A 21,692-nucleotide genomic window follows, 5' to 3' on the forward strand; every position below is an offset into this window, starting at 1 on the left:
CCGCGCCCGCGCGGCCGCTCTTGGCCATCTTGTTGCCCTCCATCGCCGTCACCATGCTGGCGGTTTCGCCGGGCGTGTTCAGCAGGATGGAGGTGGTCGAGCCGCCGTACATGGCGCCGTAGTAGATGCCCGAGAAGAAGATCATCGAGGCCGTGATGTCGACCTTGCCGGTGATCGGCAGCAGCATGGCCACCGCCACGGCCGGACCGATGCCAGGGAGCACGCCGACGGCCGTGCCCAGGGCGCAGCCGACCAGGCACCAGAGGAGATTGATGGGGGTGATGGCGGCGGCGAAGCCCGCCATGAGGGCGTTGAAGATTTCCATGTCAGATCCACCCGGTCGAAGTGAGGCCAGGCAGGTTGATGGCCAGGAACTGCGTGAACATCCAGAACACCGGGGCGGAGATCAAGGCGCCGGTGATGAAATCGGTCGCCCAGGTGCGGGGCGAATTGACGCCCGCCTGCCCGCTCGCCCGGCGCAGGCCCTGCACGGCCAGCAGGTAGCACAGCGTGCAGCTCAGGATGAAGCCCAGCGTGGTGATGAGCGCCGCATTGAGCAGCAGCCCCGCCGAGACCCAGATGAAGCCGGGCCAGTAGGCATGCTCGGCGCCCGAGGGGGCATCGAGCTCGCGGAAGCCGCCAGTGCGCGCCTCCCACAGGATCCAGGCGCCGCACAGCACGAGCACCACGGACACCAGCCATGGCAGGAAGTTGGGGCCGACGCCGCCGTAGCCTGCTTCGGAGGAAATGCCGACGGCGCCGAAAGCCAGCGCCACGCCGGTCAGCAGCACGCCGGCACCGACCAGGGTTTGCGGCCACGTGGCCGCCGGTTGCGGCGGAGCCGAGGAGTCTGGAGTTGTCATTTTTTGCTCCCGCGTTCAGGGGAAAGATGACCCCTTCGGGGAACACCGAGGAACCGGCTTTGCCGGGCCTCGGGTGTTGCCCCCGGCAGGGGGAAGGCGCGCGCGACACGAAGTGCACGCAGCCTGGGGGCGGGCCTTGTTCAGACCATGCCGGACTTGGTCATGATGGCGCGCAGGCTGGCGAAGTCGTCGTCGACGAACTTGGTGAAGGCATCGCCCGAGAGCACAGCCGACGTCCAGTCGTTCTTCTTGAGCGATTCGGCCCACGAGGCGCTCTTCATGGCGGCCAGCACCATGTCGGTCAGCGCCTTGCGCTGCTCGGCCGAGATGCCGGGCGCGCCGTAGACGCCGCGCCAGTTGCCGATCTCGACGTCGATGCCCTGCTCCTTCAGCGTGGGCACGTTCACGCCGGGCAGGCGCTGGCCGGAAGTGACGGCGATGGCCTTCATCTTGCCGGCGGCGATGTATTCGGCGAACTCGCTGTAGCCGCTGCCGCCGATGGTGACGTTGCCGCCCAACACGGCGGCGGTGGCTTCGCCGCCCCCGCGGAAGGCGACGTAGTTGATCTTGGATGGATCGGCGCCGACCCTCTGCGCGATCATGGCCGCGGCGATGTGCTCGGTGGAGCCGCGCGAGCCGCCGCCCCACTTGACGCTGCCCGGGTCCTTCTTGAGCTGTTCGACCACGTCCTTCATGGTCTTGAACGGCGAATTGGCCGGCAGCACGAACACGTTGTATTCGGTGGTCAGGCGCGCGATGGGCGTGGCTTGCGACAGGTTGACCGGCGGCTTGCCGGTGATGATGCCGCCCAGCATGACCGAGCCCATGACCATCAGCGCGTTGGCGTCGCCCTTGGAGCCGTTGACGAACTGGGCCAGGCCCAGCGCGCCGGCTGCGCCGCCCTTGTTGTCGTAGGTGACGGTGTCGGCCACCTTGGCGTCGGTCAGGGCCTTGCCCAGGGCGCGGCCGGTGGTGTCCCAGCCGCCGCCGGGGTTGGCGGGGATCATCATCTTGACGTTGGCGGCCGCGCGCGCCGACAGTGGCAGGGCTCCGACTGCGGCCATGGCGGCCAGTGACTTCAGAAAGGTGTCGCGACGCATGCTGGTGTCTCCTGATTGGAAGGAACTTGAAAGGTAGCTGACTTGTAGCTGAGCGCTATCATGCGCCGCCCCGCTGTCAGTTGGCTGTCCGCCAGACTGGGGAAAACACCAAAGTACGCACCCCCGACCCCAACGTATGAAGCTGCTGCTGGTCGAAGACGACCCCACGATGCAAATCACCCTGCAGCGCACCCTGGGACGCCGCCGCATAGACGTGCGCGTGTGCGGCGACGGCGCCGAAGCCGTCGCGCAGTGGCGCGCCATCGAGCCCGACGTGGTCGCCCTCGACCTGAGCCTGCCCAACGTCGACGGCCTGCAGGTGCTGGCCCAGGCCCGCGCCGAGGGCCTGCGCACGCCGGTGCTGCTGCTGACGGCGCGCGGCACGGTGGGCGACCGCGTCGTCGGGCTGAACGCCGGCGCCGACGACTACCTGCCCAAGCCCTTCGACCTCGACGAGCTGGAGGCGCGCATCCGCGCGCTGCGCCGGCGCAGCCACGGCGTGGCCGGGCAGGACGCGGGGCTCAACCCGCAGGAAATCGGCGGCCTGCGCTTCGAGCCCGACAACGGCGCCATCTACAACCGCGCCGAGCTGCTGGAGCTCACGCCGCGCGAGCTGGCGCTGCTGAAGGCGCTGATGATGAAGCCGGGCCACGCCGTGACCAAAGAGCGCCTGTTCGAACTGGTATTTCCGGGCGAGGCCGACGTGCAGTACGAGGCCATCGAGGTGGTGGTGTACCGGCTTCGCAAGAAGCTCGCGGGCACCGGCGCGGTGCTGATGACGATGCGCGGGCTGGGTTACTTGCTACGCCCCGACGTATGACGAACCCCCAGGCTGCGCGCACTTCGTGTCGGTTCGCCAACCCCCTTGCAGGGGGCAACGCCTGCGTCCCGGCAAAGCCGGTTGCGCGGCGTTCCCCGGCCTGCAAGCCCATTCGATGATCCGCGCGATCTCTTTGCGCGCGAGGCTGCTGCTCGGCATCCTCGCGCCGGTAGCCGTGTTCATCGTGATCAACAGCGTGAGCCTGTACCGCCAGAGCCTGGCGGCCGCCACCACGGCCTACGACCGCACTTTGCTGGCGTCGGCCAAGACCATCGGCGAGCAGCTCGACGTGGAGGGCTACGACGACATGGCGCGGCTGCGCGCCATCGTGCCTTACTCCGCACTGGAGGCCTTCGAGGCCGACAACCGCAGCCGCCTCTTCTACCGGGTCTCGGCGCTCGACGGAGAGATGATCTCGGGCTTCGCCGAGCTGCCCTTCTGGCGCGGCCGCATCCCGGACCGCAGCGCCTACGCGGCGCTGGTCGACTTCTACGACGCCCGGTTCCGCAACCAGCCTGTACGCGTGGCGGTGCTGCTGCAGCCTGTAGCCAGCGCCGCCGGCCGCGGCATGGCCGTGGTGCAGGTGGCCGAGACTCTGGAGATCCGCGAAACGCTGGCGCGCAAGCTGCTCGTCGACACGCTGTGGCGGCAGTTGCTGCTGATGGGCGTGATCGCGCTGGTCACGGTCTTCGTGGTGCAGCGCGCCACGCGGCCGGTGCGCGAACTCGGAGAGGCCATCGGGAAGCGCCAGGCCGACGACCTCTCTCCCATCGATGCGCCCGACGCACCGCGCGAACTGCGTCCGCTGATCGACGCCACCACCCAGGTCATGGGCCGCTTGCAACGCCTCCTGGACCACCAGAAACGCTTCGTGCGCGACAGCGCCCACCAGCTGCGCACCCCGCTGGCCGTGCTGAAGGCGCAGGTTCAATCAGCCCAACGCGGCGACGTGGCGCCCGAGCAGGCGCTCGGCGAGATCAGCGGCACCGTGGACCGCGCGACCACGCTGGCCAACCAGATGCTGTCGCTCGCCAAGGTGGAGCAGCTGCGGCAGCAGCCGGAGTCGGTGACGCTCGACCTCGGCGAGGTGGCGCGGCACATCGCGCTCGACCTGTCTCCGCTGGTGGCCGACAAGGCGCTCGACTTCGAGCTTTCCATCGACCAACCCGTGCCGGTGCGCGCCCACCAGTGGATGCTGCACGAACTCACGCGCAACCTGCTGCACAACGCAATCAAGCAGAGCCCGCCGGGAGCGGCGCTGTCGGTGACGGTGCGAACCGAAGGCGCCGACGCAGTGCTGGTGGTGCGCGACGGCGGCCCAGGCATCTCGCCCGAGCTGCGCCAGCGCCTCTTCGCACCCTTTGCGGCGGGCAGCACCTCGAGCGGTTCGGGGCTGGGGCTGGCAATCTGCCGCGAGATCGTGCTGGCGCTGGGAGGGAGCATCAGCCTCGACAACCGGAGCGCACCCGGAAGCGCCGGGCGCGTGATCGGGCTGAACGCGGTCGTGCATCTGCCGCTCGCTCAGCCGCCATCGTTGTCGCCGTCGCGGCACAATGCCTGACCTCCATTTCCTGACATTCATGGACCGTCTGCGTATCGACAAATGGCTCTGGGCCGCACGCTTCTTCAAGACGCGCTCGCTGGCCGCGGAAGAAATCGGCAAGAACCGGGTGCAGGTGAACGGAGACATCGCCAAGGCCTCGCGCGAGGTCAAGGCGGGCGACACCGTCGCCATGCGCATGGGGCCGCTGACGCGGACCGTCACGGTGCGCGGGCTCAGCGGCCAGCGAGGGCCGGCACCGGTGGCGCAGCAGCTCTACGAGGAAACGGCCGAGAGCCTGGCGGCCCAAGCCGCGTTTCGCGAGATGCGCCGCGCGGGCATCGAACCAGCCCTGGCCATCGAGCAGGGCCGCCCCACCAAGCGTGACCGGCGCGAACTCGACGGCGCGGTGCGCCAGCATGCCGACTGGGACAACCGCTGGAGCGCATCGCTGCCCGAGGACGACGACGAGTCCTGATCGATCGCTTACCCTGTGGGCTTCGTTGTTCTTCTTCACGGAGTCCCGCTACATGGCCAGCTTCAAGAAATACCGCGTCGGCGGCAAATTCAAGCTCTCCCACATCGACCCGGACGACACTTCCTTCTGCGAGGGCGACGAGGACGCGCAACGCGTCGAACTCGACGCGCTGGCAGTCGAGCTCGACGAACTGCAGGACGTGCTCCATGCCGAAGGAAGGCGCAAGCTGCTGCTGGTGCTGCAGGGCATGGACACCAGCGGCAAGGACGGGACCGTGCGCTGGGTGTTCTCGCGTACCTCCCCGCTGGGCGTGCGCGTGACGGCCTTCAAGGCGCCGACCGTGGATGAACGCGCGCGCGACTACCTCTGGCGCTGCCACGCCGTCGTGCCGCGCACGGGCGAGATCATGGTGTGGAACCGCAGCCACTACGAGGACGTGCTGGTGCCCGTGGTCGAAGGCTGGATCGACAAGGCCGAGACGAAGCGCCGCTATGCGCAGATCAACGACTTCGAGCGGCTGCTCACCGAAACCGGAACGGTGGTGGTCAAGTGCATGCTGCACATCGACAAGGACGAACAGCGCGAGCGCCTGCAGGCCCGCATCGACACGCCCGGCAAGCAATGGAAGTTCAGCATGGACGACCTCGCGGTGCGCACCAAGTGGAGCGCCTACCAGCAGGCCTACCAGAACGCGCTGTCGGCCACCTCGACCGACCACGCGCCGTGGCATGTGGTGCCCGCCAACAGCAAGCGGCACCGCAACGTGATGGTCGCCCGGCTGCTGTTGAAGACGATGCGGCAGATGAAGCTCAAGCCGCCGCCGCCGGATCCGGCGCTCAAGGGAATGATCGTCAGATAAGCAGAACGGGCCCGCATCGCGGGCCCGTTTCTTTTCCAGGTTGCCGGACCTCAGGAGCGACGCATCACCGCCTGGGCCAGCACACGGCACTTGCCGAACTCGCAGCGCACCGCCCAGGCTCCGCCGTTGTCGCAAGGCACGTTGTAGCTCTCGTAGCCGGGGCCCTTGGCCGTCAGCTCGGCGCGCGGCTGCACGTTGCAGCGCCCGGCCTTGGCCAGCGCTTCGACGTTGTAGGTGTCGACGCCGGTGCGGCGCGGCTTGACGATCACGCCCGGATCGAAGGTGTTGCCATAGAAGGTGTCGCGCACGTTCGGGTCGAGGTTGCGGTAGCCGCGCTTGGCCATGCAATGCACGATGGCGATCTGCTGGTGCTCGGCGATCAGCTCGGAGCTGGGGCGGCCGTTCCAGTCGATGATTGCGGCGGTGATGCCGGTGTAGGACGCGGCGGCCACGATGCCCTGCCCGTGCACCGTGATCAGGCCCAGGCCCAGCGCGCCCCACATGGCGTCGCCGGTTTCGCTGCGTGCGGTGATGCGGTTGGCGGCGGTGCGGCAGTCGGCCACGTCGTTGTCGTAGCGCACCTTGTCCACGCCTTCCATGGCCACCATCGGCACATAGGAAGTGCCCCTGCCCGTTCCGGGTTCGGTGGGGGTGGTCGGAGCGCTGGCACAACCGGCCAGGGCCACGGCGGCAAACGCAATGCTCAGCAGCAGCTTCATGCAATCCCTCGTCTTCTTCGCGATAGTTGCGCGGATTTAACCATACATATAGTTACTCTTGAATCGTCTTGTCGTGAATGCACGACGGCTGGCGCCCTTGGAGCGGCATGCGACGATGCCGGGCGAAAGCCCCGCCCACCAATGAAGACCAAGACTCCCGGCAAGCTCCTTTTCCCGTTCCTCACCGGCTGCGTGATGGCCCTCCACCCCTTCTGCGCCACGGCGCAGACGCCCGCCGACCTGGCCCGCAAAAATGCCTGTCTGGCCTGCCACGGCCTCGTCCACAAGCAGGTGGGTCCGGGTTTCGCGCAGATCGCCGAGCGCTATCGCGGCGACGGCGAAGCGGCAGCGAGGCTGGCAGACAAGATACGCAACGGCAGCGTGGGCACGTGGGGCCGCGTGATCATGCCGAGGCAGACCCAGGTTTCGGAGGCCGACGCTCGAGTGCTGTCGCAATGGATCCTGTCTCAACCCGCGCTGCGCTGAGACCCTTTCGGCGGCGGAAGCCCCTCTGGCTGGTAACAAAGTGAGAAAATAGGTTACACAAACCTCCGCACCGGCGTCGGTCGCGGCACTTCCCTGCATCCCTTGAACTACCGCCCCGCACCTTTCTTCGCCCATGTGGTGCTCGTTCTTTCGATCGCACTGCTGGCGATCATCGGGGCCTACCTGGTCGGGGCGACGGGCGTGAGGCAGTCCGACGCACTGCTGCACATGACGCACGCCGACTGGCAGGTCGAGGACTCCCCGGGCTTCAGAGCACCGCCGCCCCGGCAGGACAGCGGCGCCTTGCCGCGGGGCTGGACGCATGTCGAGCTTCCCCTGGCCCTGCCCATCGCGCTCCTGCGCCAGGCCGAAAACACATCCACCACGACGACACGCACCACCTGGATCAGGCTCAGCACACGCGGCCTCCCTGCCAGCTCCGGCCCGCTGGCGCTGTACGGCGCGCGCATCAAGACCGACGGCACCATCGCGGTCTATGCCGACGGCCAACTGGTCCATCGCGCCCAGCAGTCGGGCCCGCTGTGGAACAGCACACGCACCCCGCTGTGGGTGCAGCTCGACGACCACGGCGCCGCCGGCAGCGCCCCGCCCGCCGAGATCCTCCTGCGCCTGGAACACACCCGCAGCGCCCAGGTGGCGCTGTCCTCGCTGTGGATCGGCCCGGTCGATGCGCTCAGGGGCCGCCACGGCATGCGCCAGTGGTTGCAGCAGGAACTGCCCGCGATGCTCGGCGCCGCATTCATGGCGGTGGGTGTGTTCGCGCTCTTCGTCTGGTTCAGGCGCCGCGACGAAACCGGCTACCTGCTCTTCTTCAATCTCTCGGCCACTTCGTTCATGCGGGGGCTGCACTTCTACGTGAGCCTGCCGGTGCTCAACGACTGGTTCGCGTGGCTGACCGTCAACTCGCTCTTCTGGCTGGTGATGGTCGTGCACTTCTTCCTGCGCCAATTGCATGGGCGGCAGCTGCTGTGGCTCACCCGGGGCGTGGTCGTGACGACGACGGCCATCGGCATCGTCACGATTCCCGGCCTCGCCATCGTGCAGAACACGCCGCAGGTGACGCCGCTGATCTACGCGGTCGCCGCGATGATGGGCACCGCGGTGTGCCTCGTCGGCGGCATCAGCGCATGGCGCCGCTCTACCGAGGGGCGGCTGGTGGCGGTGGGCATCGGCATCTGTGTGCTGCTCGGCGTCACCGACTGGCTGCTGCAGAACAACTTCATCAGCCCCGAAGGCTGGTATCTCGGCGCGTATACCAACGCCGTCACCTTCAGCGTGTTCGGCGTGCTGATGTACCGCCGCTACGTGCACGCCATCGGCGAAGTCGAGGAACTCAACGCGAGCCTCGCGCATCGCCTGCAGGCACGCGAGGCCGAGCTCGAACTCAGCCACCGCCGCCTGCGCGAAGTCGAGCGGCTGAAGACCATCAGCGACGAGCGCCAGCGGCTGATGCAGGACATGCACGACGGGCTGGGCTCCTCGCTGATCAGCGCCATCCGTTCCGTCGAAAGCGGCGGCATGAGCGACGACAGGGTCTCGCAGATTCTCAAGAGCTGCCTGGACGACCTGAAGCTCACGCTCGACTCGCTGGAGCCCATCGAAGCCGACCTGCTGCTGCTGCTGGCCACGCTGCGCTACCGGCTGGAGCCGCGGCTCGAAGGCACGGGCGTCTCGCTGCGCTGGGAAGTGCGGGAGCTGCCCGCGCTGGAATGGCTGGACCCGTCGAGCGCGCTGCACATCCTGCGCATCGTGCAGGAGAGCATCTCGAACATCCTGCGCCACACGCGCGCGACCGAGATCCGCGTCGGCACCTCGCTCGACGACGACGGCGTGCGCGTGACCATCGAGGACAACGGACAGGGCTTCGACGTCGACAAGGCCATGGCCTCGTCATCGGGCCGGGGCCTGCAGAACCAGCGGCGGCGCGCGCGCTCCATTCACGGCACCGTCGGCTGGGAATCGCTGCCGACGGGAACGCGCTTCGTGCTTTGGCTGCCGCTGCGGCGGCAGGCTCAGGCGGCCTGACGGGCTGGCGCCACCTCCGCGCGCGAGACGATGTCTCGCAGGTCCGCTCCCGCCGCAAGAGTGCCCATCACGCCGGCATGCCGGCCGCCCAGGCGCGATTCGATGAAGCGCTGCGCGACCGCCGCGCCGCCGTGCCTCAGCATCTCGCTCGCCTGCAACGCGAGCGCCATGCGCGTCACGAGTGCGCGCGCGTTGCCTTCGTCGATCGCGCCAGTGCCCAGGTCGTCGCGCAGGCTCGCGATGAACTTCGCGTGCGCCGCGTTGCCCGCCGCCTGCGGCACCGAAACTTCGTCGAGGAAGACTTCGAGCGAGCCCTTCTCGCGCCCGAGCGCGCGCACCACGTCCATGCACATCATGTTCGTCGTGCCTTCCCAGATCGAGTTGAGCGGCGCCTCGCGGTACAGGCGCGCAATGGGGTTCTCCATGATGAAGCCGTTGCCGCCGTGGACCTGCAGCGCCTCGTAGACGAAGTACGTTGCGCGCTGGCAGTTCCAGTACTTGACCACCGGCGTCGCGACGCGCGCGAGAAGCCGCTCGCGTTCGTCCGATGCCATGGCATCGGTCGCGCGCGCCACGCGCATCGCCGAGAGCATGGCGGCTTCGCTTTCGAGTGCGAGGTCCGCCAGCACGTTGGTCTGCATGGGCAGGTCGGCCATGCGGCGGCCGAAGCCGTCGCGCGTCGATGCGTGGCCGATCGCCAGCGTCAGCGCCTGCCGCATCAGGCCGGCCGAGCCGACCGCGAAATCCAGCCGAGTCAGGTGCGCGTGCGAGAGGATCTCGCGGATGCCTCGGCCCTCCTCGCCGACCAGCATCGCCCAGGTCTTGTTGAACTCGACCTCGCTCGATGCGTTGGAGCGGTTGCCGCACTTGTCCTTCAGGCGCTGCACCGCGACGCGGTTGGCGCCGCCGTCGGGCAGGAAGCGCGGCACGAAGAGGCAGCTCACGCCCGACTTCGTCTGCGCCAGCGTGTAGAAGCCGTCGGAGGTCGGCACCGAGAAGAACCACTTGTGGCCGGTGATGCTGTAGACCTGCACGCCGTTCTTCTCGGTTCCGACGAAGGTGGCGGTAGTCTGCGTCTGGCGCAGGTCGGAGCCGCCCTGCTTCTCGGTCATGGCGTAGCCGATCACGGCGCCCGTCTTCTGCGAAAGCGGCAGGCGGCGCGGGTCGTACTTGCCGGAGAGCGTCTTCTCTCTCCATTCCGCGAACTCGGGCCGTCCTTCGAAACCCGCGCACGCGGCGTACGCCATGCCCGTAGGGCAACCGGTGCCGTTCTCGACCTGGTTCCACAGGTAGCTGAGCACGGCGCGCGCGAAGTGGCCCGAGCTTTCGCTGGTGGTCCACGCAAGGCCGGGCACGCCATGCGAGAAGGCCAGGCTCATGAGCTGATGCCATGCGGGATGGAACTCGACCCAGTCGAGCCGGTTGCCGAAGCGGTCGTGCGTGCGCAGTTGGGGGTTGTGCTCGTTGGCCAGTCGCGCGAGGTCCTGCACCTGCTCGTCGCCTGCGAGTGCACCTACGGCCGTCGCATGCGGAATGCTCCATGGTGCATGGCGCTCGACCAACTCCCGTAGCGCCACGTCGCCGGTGAATGCGTTGTGGCCGATGCAAGGCTCGGCCTGGTTGAATACCTTGTGCGTTTCGACGCCCGTTTCGACGCCATTGGCCAGCGAAAACCGAAACGCCGGTTCGATGCTCTCGAGAGGCATGTTCATGAAGGTCTCCAATGAGTGGCGGCAAGGTGGCTGCGCCGCGAAGCATGGTGAGGCATTCCTCGCCGTTCGTGAATCTGATCTTTCCCGGGCCCTTTCGCGATTGCGCGGGCCGCCGAATGGCACAGCGTTTGCTTGATCGGGGTATCGAGGCCGGAGGCTTTCCGCTTCCGCCAAGATCGCGCTGTAATCACCGGAACAAGGCGGCCTTGCTCACCATTCAGGTGCCATCGATCGGTCGGACGACGCTGGATGAATGGCTGCACGGCAACCGCTGATGCAAACGGAGGTTTTCGTTGGCCAAGCTGGACCCTCTGAACACGTCGCGCTACTGGCATGCGCCCGGCCTGCCGGGCATGGACATGCTGCACGCGGACTTCACCACGCACGAGTACGCGCCTCATGTGCACCACTCCTTCGTGATCGCGGTCACCGAGGTCGGAGGTGCGGAGTTCAAGAGCCGCGGCCGCACGGGCGCGGCGCACCAGCAGGCGCTGCTGGTCTTCAATCCGGCCGAACCGCACTCGGGGCGCATGGGCGGCAGCCCGCGCTGGCGCTATCGTTCCTTCTACCTGGCCGACGCGGGCATCCGGCACCTGATGACGACGCTGGGCATGGACCAGGCCCGCTACTTCGACTCGAACATCTACTGCGACGAGGAACTCATCGCCGGCTTCATCGAGCTGCATCGCGCCTTCGATGAAGACAGCGGACAGTGCGATCCGCTGCGGCAGCAGGAACTCTTCGTGCACACCTTCGGCACGCTCTTCCAGCGGCACGCGCAGCACGGGCATCGCGTGCTGCCCGTGCCCGCCGACAGCAGCGTGCTCGCGCCGGTACTGGAGCTGCTGCGCGATGCCTTCGCCGAACGGCTGACGCTGGAGGCGATGGCCTCAGCCGCGGACCTCACGCCTTTCCAGCTGATCGGTGCGTTCAACCGCGCAATCGGCCTGACACCGCACATGTACCTCACCCAACTGCGGCTCAGGGCGGCCATCAGCCACCTCACCGCCGGACGGCCGCTCATCGAGGCAGCTGTGGCGAGTGGCTTCTACGACCAGAGCGCCCTTACCCGGCATTTCAAGCGCACCTTCGGCATGACGCCGCTTCAGTACGTCCGCGCGCGTATCAACTGAAGCGCCGACGCTCTTTCTCCACCCGTTTTTTGCACCCGGCTCGCGCGGCACGCACCGCGCCGGAGCCGGCTTTGCCGTGCCCGCACCGCATTCGGAACCTTTTTCTGAATTCGTCCGAATCTCTTTTTGCCGCAATGGCCCGGCGCTGCAATTTTTACCAATACGGGTTTCTCCTCACTGTCTATCGTGCAACCAAATGGCCTCGGCTATTGCGAAGCAATCAGTTGGTTTTCAATTGCGTTTAACAAACAGGTGACCCATGCAAAACGTTGATCGCGGCATTACTGGCTCTTCCCTCGCAGGCTCCGCAATCCTGCTCGAAATTGGTGCGGAGTACGGAGTCATCGAATTTCTCCAGAACTCGGAGGTCGTGGACGCCGCGGCGGCGTCGCGATCCTGCGGAATAAAGGAGTCGGTGATCTCCGCCTATCTCGACTCCCTGAGCAAGGCTGGAATCATCGAAGTGCTGAGCCCGAAGGCTCCTGCCACCTACAAGGTCGGCAGCAATTTCGAGGAGCTGATCAACGAGGTCGGCTACCTCTCCTGGGCATTGCGCGCCTGCGCGCCCCTGATCAACAACGCGAAGGAGTTCTCCGAGAACAACGAGGAAGCGCAGCTCAAGTACCCCCGCAGCGGCGGGCTGGTGGCGCGCACCTCGAAGTGGATGGGAGAGAAGTCCTTCTATCCGCAGCCCGAAGACGCCATCGTCGCGATGGCACCAAGGAAAATCGTGGATCTTGGATCGGGCTCGGGCGGCTTCCTGATCCGCATGCTGCGCAAGATCCCGGGCTCCACCGGCGTGGGCATCGACCTGAGCGCGTCGGCCACCGAGCAGGCCGTGCGCGCAGCCGCCGAAGCCGGCATGAGCGAGCGGCTCCAGTTCGTGACAGCGCCCATCCAGGCGCTCGTGGAAGACGCCTCGCTCATCAAGGACGCGGACATCATCCACGCCGGCTTCGTCATGCACGACCTTCTTCCGGCGGAAGAAGAAACGCTCGATGCATTGCTGCGCGCCTGCTGCGCCCACGCGATCAAGGGCACGCTGATCATCGTCGACGCAATTCCGGTCGCCCAGTCGAATTGGGAAAAGCCGTTCGCGGCCGCGTTCAACCACCTGCACAACCATTTCATGTCCAGAAGGCTCCTGAGCGAGGAGGAATGGAGTGAAAAGCTTTTCCGCGCGGGATTTTCAAACGTACGGATCGAGGTACTCGACCACCCTGGAGGGCGCATGTTGATGGCAAGCAAATAAGCAATCAAGCAAACGAGCGATCGAATTTCCTCATGGCATTTTTTCAACCCACTGTGATTAGGAGCAAGAAATGAACGTAACCATTTCCGATCTGGTTGATAGGGTCAAAAGTCATCGGTGCTACTCGCACCCGATTTTCAAGAACTGGGCCAAGGTCGAACCGGAGCCGCCCGTCGTCGGCGCCCTGTTCCACCAGATCCAGAGCTTCTGCGCCTCGACGCGCCCGGGCTGGAGCTTTCCCGACGCGCTGAAGAAGCACGGCCTGCACAGGCAGAGCGAGCTGCTCGAGGAAATCGTCGAAAGCGAATCGGGCCACGGCCCCGAACTCGCGACGATGGCGGGCTTCATCGTCAACCAGTCGGCCGAGGCACCCGTGTTCGCGGACCTCTACAACCAGGAGAAGGTCGAGGCGAAGCTCAAGGCCTTCTCCGACCAGCTGCTTGGCTCCCTGCCCGGCTACGACATGGAAACCGGCCTGACCACACAGGTGCGCAAGGCCATCGGCGTGTTCGATCACCGCAAGCTGACGGACATCGAGAACACCTACCGCAACCTGGGCACCACGCTGGCGCTGGAGATGATCTCCAACCAGCAGCTGATTCCCGGCGAAAAGTACTGCCTGGTCGACAGCGGCATCTACAACGCCGATCTCGAGAAGCCCGAAATGCACTACCTGCTGGAGCACTGGGGCGAAGTCGGCGCCGAGCAGMATCACGAGCAGAACGCGCGCACCGCGGTCGAGCTCGCGCTGAAGACCGAATACGCCCACCTCGTCGTCGAAGGCGCGGACGACTTCCTCGATTCGCTGACCGGCCTGTGGGACGTTCTGGACGCGGCGCTGCTGCAGTCCGGCGTGTCGGCGCAGACGCAGCAGCGCAAAGTGGCCTACGTGTAGCAACGGGCGCTGCAAGCAGCTGTTGCGCCAGTTCCGGATAGCCACAACATGGTCGCCTATCTGATCGGCCGGATGTCCATCGTGGATCCGGACCAATACAACGAATACAAGCAACTCACGCCCGGGATCATCGAAAAGTTCGGCGGCAGGTTTCTGACGCGGGGAGGCGAGCGCATGCACCTGGAAGGCGCTCACGATGACAGGCGAGTGGTTCTTGTCGAGTTCAAGACCGCGGACGCGGCGAGGAAGTTCTACGAATCACCCGAATACACCCATGCAAAAGGGTTGAGAAAAGGCGCTGCGGTCGACATGCAGCTCATGGTGATCGAAGGATTCGAAGAGCCTTCCTGACAAGCAGGTTGGCCGGCTCTTCACTGTCTTCACTGTCACGTCCTCTCGAAGATTCATTCACAACAAATCGCCCGATACGACCGATGGAGACTCGGTCGCATCAAAACAAATATGACGACAACCATCGCTCTACCGGCTGCTTCGAAGAGCAGCTTCTTTTCATTCGTCGCGCTACTGCTGGGCGCGGCGGCGTTGGCGCTGGGCGGCGTTTTCCTGCGCCACAGCGAACTGCCGCCGACCGCGAGCGCCGTCTACAGGGTTGCACTGGCAATCCCGATCTTCTTCCTGCTCGACATGCTCGCCGCAAGGGCCGAGCCGATGCCCGCGGGCGTGCAGCAAGCCGCCCGGCAACCCGCACCTGGCATTCCCTTCAAGCTCATCCTCGTGGGCTTCATCTTCTCGGGCAATCTCGCGCTCTACCACTGGTCGATGACGCTGACCACGCTGGCCAACTCCAACCTGCTCGCGAACCTCGCGCCCATCTTCGTGGTGCTCGGCTCCAACATCTTTCTCGGAAAGAGGTTCAAGCGGGGCTTCCTGTTCGGAATGCTGTTCGCGCTGACCGGCGCCTTCATCCTCATAGGCCACCGGCTCGACTTCGGCTCCAACTACATGGCCGGCAACCTGCTGGGGCTGCTGACCGCCGTGTTCTACGGCTCCTACCTTCTGGCGGTGAGCCTCGTGCGCTCCAACTACCGCACCATGACCGTGATGGCATGGAGCAGCGTCGGCACGCTGATCATCCTTTTGCCCATCACGCTGCTGCGCGGCGAGTCGCTGGTGCCGCACACGATGCAAGGCGTGCTGATGCTGGTGGCGCTCGCGGTGGTGTCGCACGTCGGCGGCCAGGGCCTGATCGCCTATGCGCTGGCCAAGCTCCCGGCCGCGATGTCATCGATCACCCTGCTGATACAGCCCGTCATCGCGACCGTGTTCGGCGCTTACCTATTCCACGAGTACCTGAGCGCCACCGAGTTCGTGGGGGCCGTGATCATCCTGGCCGGCATCGTGACGGCCCGGCGTTTTTCCTGAGCAAGAAGCAACCCGCAAGCAATCAAGCATCCCGCACAACCGAGGAATTCATGTCTCCGTATCTCTGCCACATCGAACCCGACCGTTTCGAATTCGAGGCCGACGTCATCGCGCGCCGGCCGAATGCCGTTCTTCTCGACAAGTCCTATTTCTATCCAGGTGGCGGCGGGCAACTGGCGGATCGCGGCACGCTGCGCTGGAACGGAAGCCAGCTCAGGATCGACCGCATCGAGATGGAGGGCAGGAACGCCTGGCACTACTTCGACGAGGCCGACATCGGCAAGGTGCCCGGCGACAAGGTCATCGCCAGCGTCGACCAGGACTTCCGCTCGATGATGTGCCAGCTGCACACCGGCCTGCACATCCTCAACGCCCTCGTCTACCAGCGCTTCGAAGGCTCGTTGGTCACCGGCGTGCAGATGGCGGCCGACGGCACGGCCCGCATCGACTTCGACCTGCCCACGGTCGACAACAACGAACTGCGCAAGCTCGAACCCGAGCTCAACAGCCTGATCTCCGACGGGCTGCAGGTGAACGCGGTGTATCTCGATGCCGCGGCACTCGCGAGCGAGCCCGGCGTGCTGCGCAGCCGCTCCGTCGCGCCACCGGCCCAGGACGACGGCACCACGCGCATCATCGAGATCGTGGGCCTCGACCGGCAGGCCTGCGGCGGCACCCATCTCTCGAAGACTTCGCAATCGGCGCCGCTGCGCATCATGAAGATCGAGAACAAGGGACAGCACAACCGGAGAATCCGGATCGGGCTGGTCAAGTAGGTCAAGTAACGCAGGCTGGTCGTCAACACAGAGAGGCAGGCAGCACATGTCGGTCGAAGCGGCTCTTCCACGCCCGTTGCCCGAGGGCTTCCTGCCTCCGAACTGCAGCTACCCCGAGCAGGACTGGCCCGTGCTCGCGCGGCAGTGGTTTCCGCTCGTGTGCGCCGACGATCCGCTCGTGAAGCCGCGGCAGGTCGTGCTGCTGAACCTGCGCCTGGCGGTCTACCGCATGCCGGACGGCATCCGCATCGGCCGCGACATGTGCCCGCATCGCGGGCTGCCGCTGAGCAGCGGGCGCATCGAGGGAGAAGAACTGGTCTGTGCGTACCACGGCCTGCGCTTCGGCTCCGACGGGCAATGCCGGCTGGTTCCGGAGAAGCTCGCACCCAAGACGGCGGATTGCTTCAGGATCACGGCGTTTCCGGCTGTCGAGCGGCATGGGCTTATCTGGACTTGCCTGATTCCTGAAGACGAGACATGGATGCCTTCAATCTCCTCTGAAGGCGAGAATTCTCCGCAGGATGGCGTGACGTCCATCTTCAAACTTTCAATTGAATCCCTCGTTGATTCACAGAAAGATCTTGCTCTTGACGAGCTGCAAAGACTTCTCGAAGAGTTGGGCTTCGGCAGCATGCCAAACGCCCTGGCCTCCTCTGGCGCCTGATCTTTCTACGCCAGAAATTTTCGCCAATATCACGGCACTTCTGCCTGTCATGCTTGACCTCAAAGCGAGGCCAACACATGACGCAATCATTTCGCCAGGCAAGCACTGAAGTCCTGCCGCTATGCGGCTCGCAGCCCGATGTCCGTCCGGTGGAGCTGCTTCTGTATCTACGTCGTCTGCTGCTGTTCCTAGCTTCCTCCAGCAGGCATTGACAAGGCGGCCTTCCACAGCTCGAAGCAGGTCCGCACTCGTTCACCCGAATTCGAAAAAGAACCAGATGACAGTCTTCTCCACCGAGTCTTTCGCGGACCACGAACAGGTTGTTTTCATATCCGATGACCGGGTCGGGCTCCGGGCCATCATCGCCATCCACAGCACGAAGCTCGGGCCCGCGCTGGGCGGCTGCCGGATGTATCCGTACGCCGACGAGGCTTCCGCCCTGCGCGACGTGCTCCGGCTCTCGCGCGGCATGACCTTCAAGGCCGCTGCCGCGGGGCTGGGCCTGGGCGGCGGCAAGTCGGTGATCCTCGGCGATCCGCGCAAGAGCAAGACACCTGATTTGCTGCGTGCCATGGGCGTGGCGGTCAACCGCCTCGGCGGGCGCTACATCACGGCCGAGGACGTCGGCACCACGGTCGACGACTTCGCCTGGGTGCGGCAGAGCACGCGGCACGTGGTCGGCCTGCCGCAGGCGCTGGGCGGCACGGGCGACCCGTCACCGACCACGGCGCTGGGGGTCTACCACGGCATCGTGGCCGGCGTCGCGCACCGGCTGGGCCGCGACCTGCGCGGGCTGACGGTGGCCGTGCAGGGCCTCGGCAACGTCGGCTGGAGCCTTTGCCGGCTGCTCTGCGAGGCAGGAGCGCATCTGGTGGTGTGCGATATCGATCCGGTGCTCGCGGGCAAGGCCGCAGCCGAGTTCGGCGCGAAGATCGTCGAGCCCGATGCGATCTACGCCGTGCAGGCCGACGTGTTTTCCCCCTGCGCGATGGGGGCCGTCGTCAACGACAAGACGCTGCCGCAGATGCGCTTCCGCGTGATCGCGGGCGGCGCGAACAACCAACTCGCGCGCGACGAGCACGGCCGGCAATTGCGAGAAAGAGAGATCCTCTACGCGCCGGATTTCGTCATCAACGCGGGCGGCCTGATCCGAGTGGCATCGGAGCACGAAGGCTTCAACCGCGCGAAGGTGGAATCGCAAGTGGAAGGCATCGGCGCCACGCTGCGCCGCATCTTCGAGCTCGCCGACCGCAATGGCATGCCGACCCAGTCGGCCGCGATGCGGCTCGTGCAGGAGCGCCTGGGCAGCGGCGGCAAGCCGGGCAGCGCCGCCACCAGCACCGGCAATGCCAACGAGCGGCCCCTTGCCGAGCGCATCGCATGAACACCATCGACATCCTGCGCGCCCTGGTGGCATTCGACACGACCTCGCATCGCTCCAACCTCGACCTGATCCACTGGATCGCCGACTACCTCGCGGGGCACGGCGTGAAGGTGCAGTTGGTGCACAGCGACGACAGGCGAAAGGCCAACCTGCTCGCCAGCATCGGCCCCGGCACCGCCGGCGGCATGGTGCTCTCCGGGCACAGCGACGTGGTGCCCGTGACCGACCAGAACTGGAGCGCCAGCCCCTTCACGCTGGTCGAGCGCAACGGCCGCCTGCACGGGCGCGGCGCGGCCGACATGAAAGGCTTCATCGCCGCCTGCCTGTCGGCCGTGCCCTCGTGGCGGCGGCAGCCGCTGCGCCGTCCGATCCACCTGGCTTTCTCCTATGACGAGGAGATCGGCTGCCTCGGCGTGCCGCAGCTGGTGGAACGCCTGAAGACGCAGGTGGAGGCGCCCGCGCTGGCCATCGTCGGCGAGCCGACGGAGATGCGCATCGGCGTGCGGCATCGCGGCTTCTTCGGGCACCGCGCGCTCTTCACCGGGCTGCCCGCGCATTCGAGCGATCCGTCGCTGGGCGCCAGCGCGATCGAGCCCGCGGCTTACCTCGTCACCCGGCTGGCGAGGCTGCGGCGCGATCTTGCGGGACAAGGCGGCGAGGCCACCATCAACATCGGCCAGATCAACGGCGGCACCGCCATCAACATCGTGCCGGGCTGCTGCGAGGTGCTGTGGGAATTCCGCCCGCAGGACGAAGCCACGGCCCAGTTCGTGCGCGACGCGGTCCGCGACGCGCTGGCCGACCTCCCCGTCGGCGTGACGGTCGAAGCCAGCCAGGTCGCCGGCGTGCCGGCGCTTTCGGCGCGCGACAACGACACGGCCGTCTCGGTGGCGCGCGAACTCGGCGCGCTCTGGCCCGAAGCCGAACTGCCCTTCGGCACCGAGGCCGGCTTCTTCCAGCAGGTCGGCATCTCGACAGTGGTGTGCGGCCCCGGCTCCATCGCGCAGGCGCACCAGCCCGACGAATGGATTGCCGCAAGTCAGCTGCAGGCGGCCGACCGCTTCATGCAATCGGCCGGCGCGTGGGCGCTTTCCAGGACAGCCTTTCGTTCAACGACTCCGACGTTCAATACAGCATGAAAAACCTTGACGCCGCCATGCTGGCGGACGCCGCGAGCAACGTCGCTTCCCTCTCCTGCACCCATGAGGTCTCGCCGGAGGCGGGTATGTGTACGGCCGTCTTCGAATGTCCGGCAAGCTCTTCTTTCAACCCGCACTTCCACACCGGGCCGGGCGAATATTTCCCCCGCAAGGCCCACATCGACGTGCGCGGAGGCAAGGATGCCCCGGGGGCGATACCACCGCGGCGCCGGGCTACGGATTCGAGTCGTCCGGCACGCGCAGCGAATGCCTCAGGGCGCCGCGCTTCGTCGGTGCTTGCTGCCCAATGCTGAGCCGCTCGCAACGGTCTCTTGCCGTCAGCCGGCGCTCGTTCAATCCCGGTGGCCGGCATCCCCCTGCGCTGATGCCCCCGGCACTGCGCCGATGTCGCTCGATGCCCCGTTCCTGGGAATGCAGCTTCGCTTCGCGCGCCGCCGAGGCCTCTCCGGCCGGCCAGATATCACCTGCTTCGCCCGGCGGCGGGTGATGCAACAACTGCTGGCGCAGTCTCCGGGCGGGCTCGTCAGGGTCGGCAAGAAGCCACCGACCCTGCGCGCAGTGATATGCGCATTCCCCGAAATGCCGGAGAAAAGACAAGCGCAAAAACAAAAAAGCCCAGCAGCTCGAAAGCTACTGGGCTTGATTGGCGGAACCGGAGGGATTCGAACCCTCGATGAGGCTCTACACCCCATACTCCCTTAGCAGGGGAGCACCTTCGGCCACTCGGTCACAGTTCCTGAAAGAAGCCGAGATTATGCCACTACTTAGGCGCCCGGCTGATCCAGATCGAAGGCTTTGTGCAGTGCACGCACTGCCAATTCCATATATTTTTCGTCGATCACGACCGAAGTCTTGATTTCGCTGGTCGAGATCATCTGGATGTTGATGCCTTCCTCGCTCAGCACGCGGAACATCTTGCTCGCCACGCCGACGTGGCTGCGCATGCCGATGCCCACGATGCTGACCTTGCAGATCTTGGTGTCGCCGACCACTTCGGTCGCGCCCAGCGAGGGCATCACCTTCGACTGCAGCAGATCGATCGTCTTCGCGTACTCGTTGCGGTGAACGGTGAAGCTGAAGTCGGTCTTTCCGTCCTTGCTGAGGTTCTGGATGATCACGTCGACTTCGATGTTGGCGTCGGCCACCGCACCGAGGATGTGATATGCGATGCCGGGCTTGTCGGGCACGCCGAGCACCGAGATCTTGGCTTCGTCGCGATTGAATGCGATGCCGGATACGACGGCTTGTTCCATGTTTTCGTCTTCCTCGAAAGTGATCAGCGTGCCGGACTTGGCCTCTTCATTGATGTCGATGTCCCACGGCGTGAAGCTCGAAAGCACACGCAGCGGCACCTTGTACTTGCCGGCGAATTCCACCGAGCGGATCTGCAGCACCTTGGAGCCCAGGCTCGCCATCTCGAGCATCTCTTCGAAGCTCACGGTCGTCAGGCGGCGCGCATCGGGCTCGACGCGCGGGTCGGTCGTGTAGACACCGTCCACGTCGGTGTAGATCAGGCATTCGTTCGCCTTCATCGCCGCGGCGATGGCCACGGCCGAGGTGTCGCTGCCGCCGCGGCCCAGCGTGGTGATGTTGCCGTCGTCGTCCACTCCCTGGAAACCGGTGATGACCACCACCTTGCCGGCGTTCAGGTCGGCCATCACGCGTTCGCTGTCGATGCTTTCGATGCGGGCCTTGGTGTAGGAGTTGTCGGTGCGCACCGACACCTGCCAGCCCGCGTAGCTCACCGACTCGACGCCTTCGGCCTGCAGCGCGATGGCCAGCAGCGCCGACGATGCCTGCTCGCCGGTGGAGGCCAGCATGTCGAGCTCGCGGCTGTGGGCCACGCCGGGTTTGCTGGGCGCCAGTTCCTTGGCCAGGCCGAGCAGGCGGTTGGTCTCGCCGCTCATGGCACTCGGAACCACGATCATCTGGTGGCCTGCACGCGCCCACTTGGCGACGCGCTTGGCGACATTCTTGATGCGCTCGGTCGAGCCCATCGACGTACCGCCGTATTTGTGAACGATCAATGCCATGGGTGAAATCAGAGAAAGGAAAAGGGCCGCTTGATGGGCGGCGCCCTGCAAGCGGTCAGAGCGAAGTCTTCGGCGAGGGCGCAACATTGTACCAATGCAGGAAATCGCCGCGCCGCTCGACGAAGCCCGCCGCCACCTTGAGGTGGATGCGGTGCCCGCGCGTGGTGCAGGCGCGGACCTGGTCGAGCAGCTGATCGAGCTGCGCCGCACTGGGCGCGCAGCCGTGCGACTGCATCAGCCAGTGGCGCAGCACATTGGCCTGGCGGGCGCGCGACAGCGTCTGCAGCGCGGCGATGCGCGGCGGGCTGCCCACGCTTTCCAGGTCCTGCGCGGCCAGCTCGCTCAGCAGCTGCTGCGCCTGCGCGGCGTGGCCCACGCTGCGCGCAAAG

Annotated in this window: 23 protein-coding genes and 1 tRNA gene; 16 read left to right on the top strand and 8 right to left on the bottom strand. The window is 66.0% G+C overall.

The genetic code is table 11. The features are described 5' to 3' along the window. The 3 genes from QMO14_RS28645 to QMO14_RS28655 form a co-directional block, all read right to left on the bottom strand. Positions 1 to 325 (bottom strand): tripartite tricarboxylate transporter permease (locus QMO14_RS28645; protein ID WP_301511349.1); only part of this gene is annotated, 325 nt, incomplete at its 3' end. Position 326: 1 nt separating this feature from the next. Continuing rightward, positions 327 to 863, bottom strand: a complete 537-nt coding sequence (locus tag QMO14_RS28650; RefSeq protein ID WP_301511351.1) for a tripartite tricarboxylate transporter TctB family protein — start codon at positions 861 to 863, stop codon at positions 327 to 329. Between the two features lie 140 nt (positions 864 to 1,003). Then, a complete protein-coding gene (locus tag QMO14_RS28655) occupies positions 1,004 to 1,963 on the bottom strand; it encodes a tripartite tricarboxylate transporter substrate binding protein (protein ID WP_301511353.1) in 960 nt (319 codons plus the stop codon). Positions 1,964 to 2,099: 136 nt separating this feature from the next. On the opposite strand from QMO14_RS28655, the gene QMO14_RS28660 reads away from it, so the two are divergent. The 4 genes from QMO14_RS28660 to QMO14_RS28675 all read left to right on the top strand — a co-directional run bounded on the left by QMO14_RS28660 (position 2,100) and on the right by QMO14_RS28675 (position 5,660). Beyond that, positions 2,100 to 2,783: a response regulator transcription factor gene (locus tag QMO14_RS28660; protein WP_301511354.1), complete on the top strand. Its 684-nt coding sequence runs from the start codon at positions 2,100 to 2,102 to the stop codon at positions 2,781 to 2,783. A 115-nt stretch (positions 2,784 to 2,898) separates the two neighbouring features. Continuing rightward, positions 2,899 to 4,344, top strand: coding sequence for a sensor histidine kinase (locus QMO14_RS28665; protein WP_301511355.1), 1,446 nt, complete (start codon positions 2,899 to 2,901; stop codon positions 4,342 to 4,344). Between the two features lie 19 nt (positions 4,345 to 4,363). Then, complete coding sequence (locus QMO14_RS28670; RefSeq protein ID WP_301511356.1) at positions 4,364 to 4,801, top strand: RNA-binding S4 domain-containing protein; 438 nt, start codon at positions 4,364 to 4,366, stop codon at positions 4,799 to 4,801. 52 nt (positions 4,802 to 4,853) lie between these two features. Next, on the top strand, positions 4,854 to 5,660 hold the full coding sequence (locus QMO14_RS28675; RefSeq protein WP_301511357.1) for a PPK2 family polyphosphate kinase: 807 nt from the start codon (positions 4,854 to 4,856) through the stop codon (positions 5,658 to 5,660). Between the two features lie 50 nt (positions 5,661 to 5,710). On the opposite strand, the gene QMO14_RS28680 is transcribed toward QMO14_RS28675, so the two are convergent. Continuing rightward, positions 5,711 to 6,379 carry a hypothetical protein gene (locus tag QMO14_RS28680; protein WP_301511358.1) on the bottom strand — a complete coding sequence of 223 codons (669 nt, stop codon included), beginning with the start codon at positions 6,377 to 6,379 and terminating at the stop codon, positions 5,711 to 5,713. A 141-nt stretch (positions 6,380 to 6,520) separates the two neighbouring features. Between QMO14_RS28680 and QMO14_RS28685 the strand changes: the two genes are divergently transcribed. Both QMO14_RS28685 and QMO14_RS28690 read left to right on the top strand, forming a co-directional pair. Then, a complete protein-coding gene (locus QMO14_RS28685) occupies positions 6,521 to 6,865 on the top strand; it encodes a c-type cytochrome (RefSeq protein ID WP_301511360.1) in 345 nt (114 codons plus the stop codon). Positions 6,866 to 6,967: 102 nt separating this feature from the next. After that, positions 6,968 to 8,911 (top strand): sensor histidine kinase, encoded by a 1,944-nt coding sequence (locus QMO14_RS28690; RefSeq protein ID WP_301511362.1) that lies wholly within the window; start codon positions 6,968 to 6,970, stop codon positions 8,909 to 8,911. Here the strand turns inward: QMO14_RS28690 and QMO14_RS28695 are convergent. Beyond that, positions 8,899 to 10,623, bottom strand: a complete 1,725-nt coding sequence (locus QMO14_RS28695) for an acyl-CoA dehydrogenase family protein (protein WP_301511363.1) — start codon at positions 10,621 to 10,623, stop codon at positions 8,899 to 8,901. The two genes, QMO14_RS28690 and QMO14_RS28695, sit on opposite strands and share 13 nt — an antisense overlap. Before the next feature lie 11 nt (positions 10,624 to 10,634). Here QMO14_RS28695 and QMO14_RS28700 point away from each other — a divergent pair, with 11 nt between their 5' ends. The 10 genes from QMO14_RS28700 to argE all read left to right on the top strand — a co-directional run bounded on the left by QMO14_RS28700 (position 10,635) and on the right by argE (position 19,249). Continuing rightward, positions 10,635 to 10,898 (top strand): hypothetical protein, encoded by a 264-nt coding sequence (locus QMO14_RS28700; protein ID WP_301511365.1) that lies wholly within the window; start codon positions 10,635 to 10,637, stop codon positions 10,896 to 10,898. 18 nt (positions 10,899 to 10,916) lie between these two features. Beyond that, complete coding sequence (locus QMO14_RS28705; RefSeq protein WP_301511367.1) at positions 10,917 to 11,756, top strand: AraC family transcriptional regulator; 840 nt, start codon at positions 10,917 to 10,919, stop codon at positions 11,754 to 11,756. A gap of 259 nt (positions 11,757 to 12,015) precedes the next feature. Continuing rightward, a complete protein-coding gene (locus QMO14_RS28710) occupies positions 12,016 to 13,008 on the top strand; it encodes a class I SAM-dependent methyltransferase (RefSeq protein WP_367618177.1) in 993 nt (330 codons plus the stop codon). Between the two features lie 70 nt (positions 13,009 to 13,078). Then, positions 13,079 to 13,903 (top strand): hypothetical protein, encoded by an 825-nt coding sequence (locus QMO14_RS28715; RefSeq protein ID WP_301511370.1) that lies wholly within the window; start codon positions 13,079 to 13,081, stop codon positions 13,901 to 13,903. A gap of 48 nt (positions 13,904 to 13,951) precedes the next feature. Continuing rightward, on the top strand, positions 13,952 to 14,254 hold the full coding sequence (locus QMO14_RS28720; protein WP_301511372.1) for a DUF1330 domain-containing protein: 303 nt from the start codon (positions 13,952 to 13,954) through the stop codon (positions 14,252 to 14,254). 111 nt (positions 14,255 to 14,365) lie between these two features. Further along, positions 14,366 to 15,286, top strand: coding sequence for a DMT family transporter (locus tag QMO14_RS28725; protein ID WP_301511373.1), 921 nt, complete (start codon positions 14,366 to 14,368; stop codon positions 15,284 to 15,286). Between the two features lie 50 nt (positions 15,287 to 15,336). Then, complete coding sequence (locus QMO14_RS28730) at positions 15,337 to 16,062, top strand: alanyl-tRNA editing protein (RefSeq protein WP_301511374.1); 726 nt, start codon at positions 15,337 to 15,339, stop codon at positions 16,060 to 16,062. A 46-nt stretch (positions 16,063 to 16,108) separates the two neighbouring features. Continuing rightward, positions 16,109 to 16,726 carry a Rieske 2Fe-2S domain-containing protein gene (locus QMO14_RS28735; RefSeq protein WP_301511375.1) on the top strand — a complete coding sequence of 206 codons (618 nt, stop codon included), beginning with the start codon at positions 16,109 to 16,111 and terminating at the stop codon, positions 16,724 to 16,726. Positions 16,727 to 17,003: 277 nt separating this feature from the next. Next, positions 17,004 to 18,110 (top strand): amino acid dehydrogenase, encoded by a 1,107-nt coding sequence (locus QMO14_RS28740; protein ID WP_301511377.1) that lies wholly within the window; start codon positions 17,004 to 17,006, stop codon positions 18,108 to 18,110. Next, entirely contained in the window at positions 18,107 to 19,249 is a 1,143-nt protein-coding gene (gene argE, locus QMO14_RS28745; protein WP_301511379.1) for an acetylornithine deacetylase, read from the top strand. The genes QMO14_RS28740 and argE overlap by 4 nt, the downstream gene beginning before the upstream one ends. A 665-nt stretch (positions 19,250 to 19,914) precedes the next feature. Here the strand turns inward: argE and QMO14_RS28750 are convergent. From QMO14_RS28750 to QMO14_RS28760, 3 genes are all read right to left on the bottom strand, one after another. Further along, positions 19,915 to 20,007: transfer RNA gene (locus QMO14_RS28750), tRNA-Ser, on the bottom strand. A 27-nt stretch (positions 20,008 to 20,034) separates the two neighbouring features. Next, positions 20,035 to 21,303, bottom strand: coding sequence for an aspartate kinase (locus QMO14_RS28755; RefSeq protein WP_301511380.1), 1,269 nt, complete (start codon positions 21,301 to 21,303; stop codon positions 20,035 to 20,037). Positions 21,304 to 21,358: 55 nt separating this feature from the next. Beyond that, on the bottom strand, positions 21,359 to 21,692 hold a 334-nt coding region (locus QMO14_RS28760; protein WP_301511381.1), incomplete at its 5' end, for a TilS substrate-binding domain-containing protein.

This window comes from Variovorax sp. CAN15 (assembly GCF_030462475.1).
Classification (GTDB): Bacteria; Pseudomonadota; Gammaproteobacteria; order Burkholderiales; family Burkholderiaceae_C; genus Variovorax.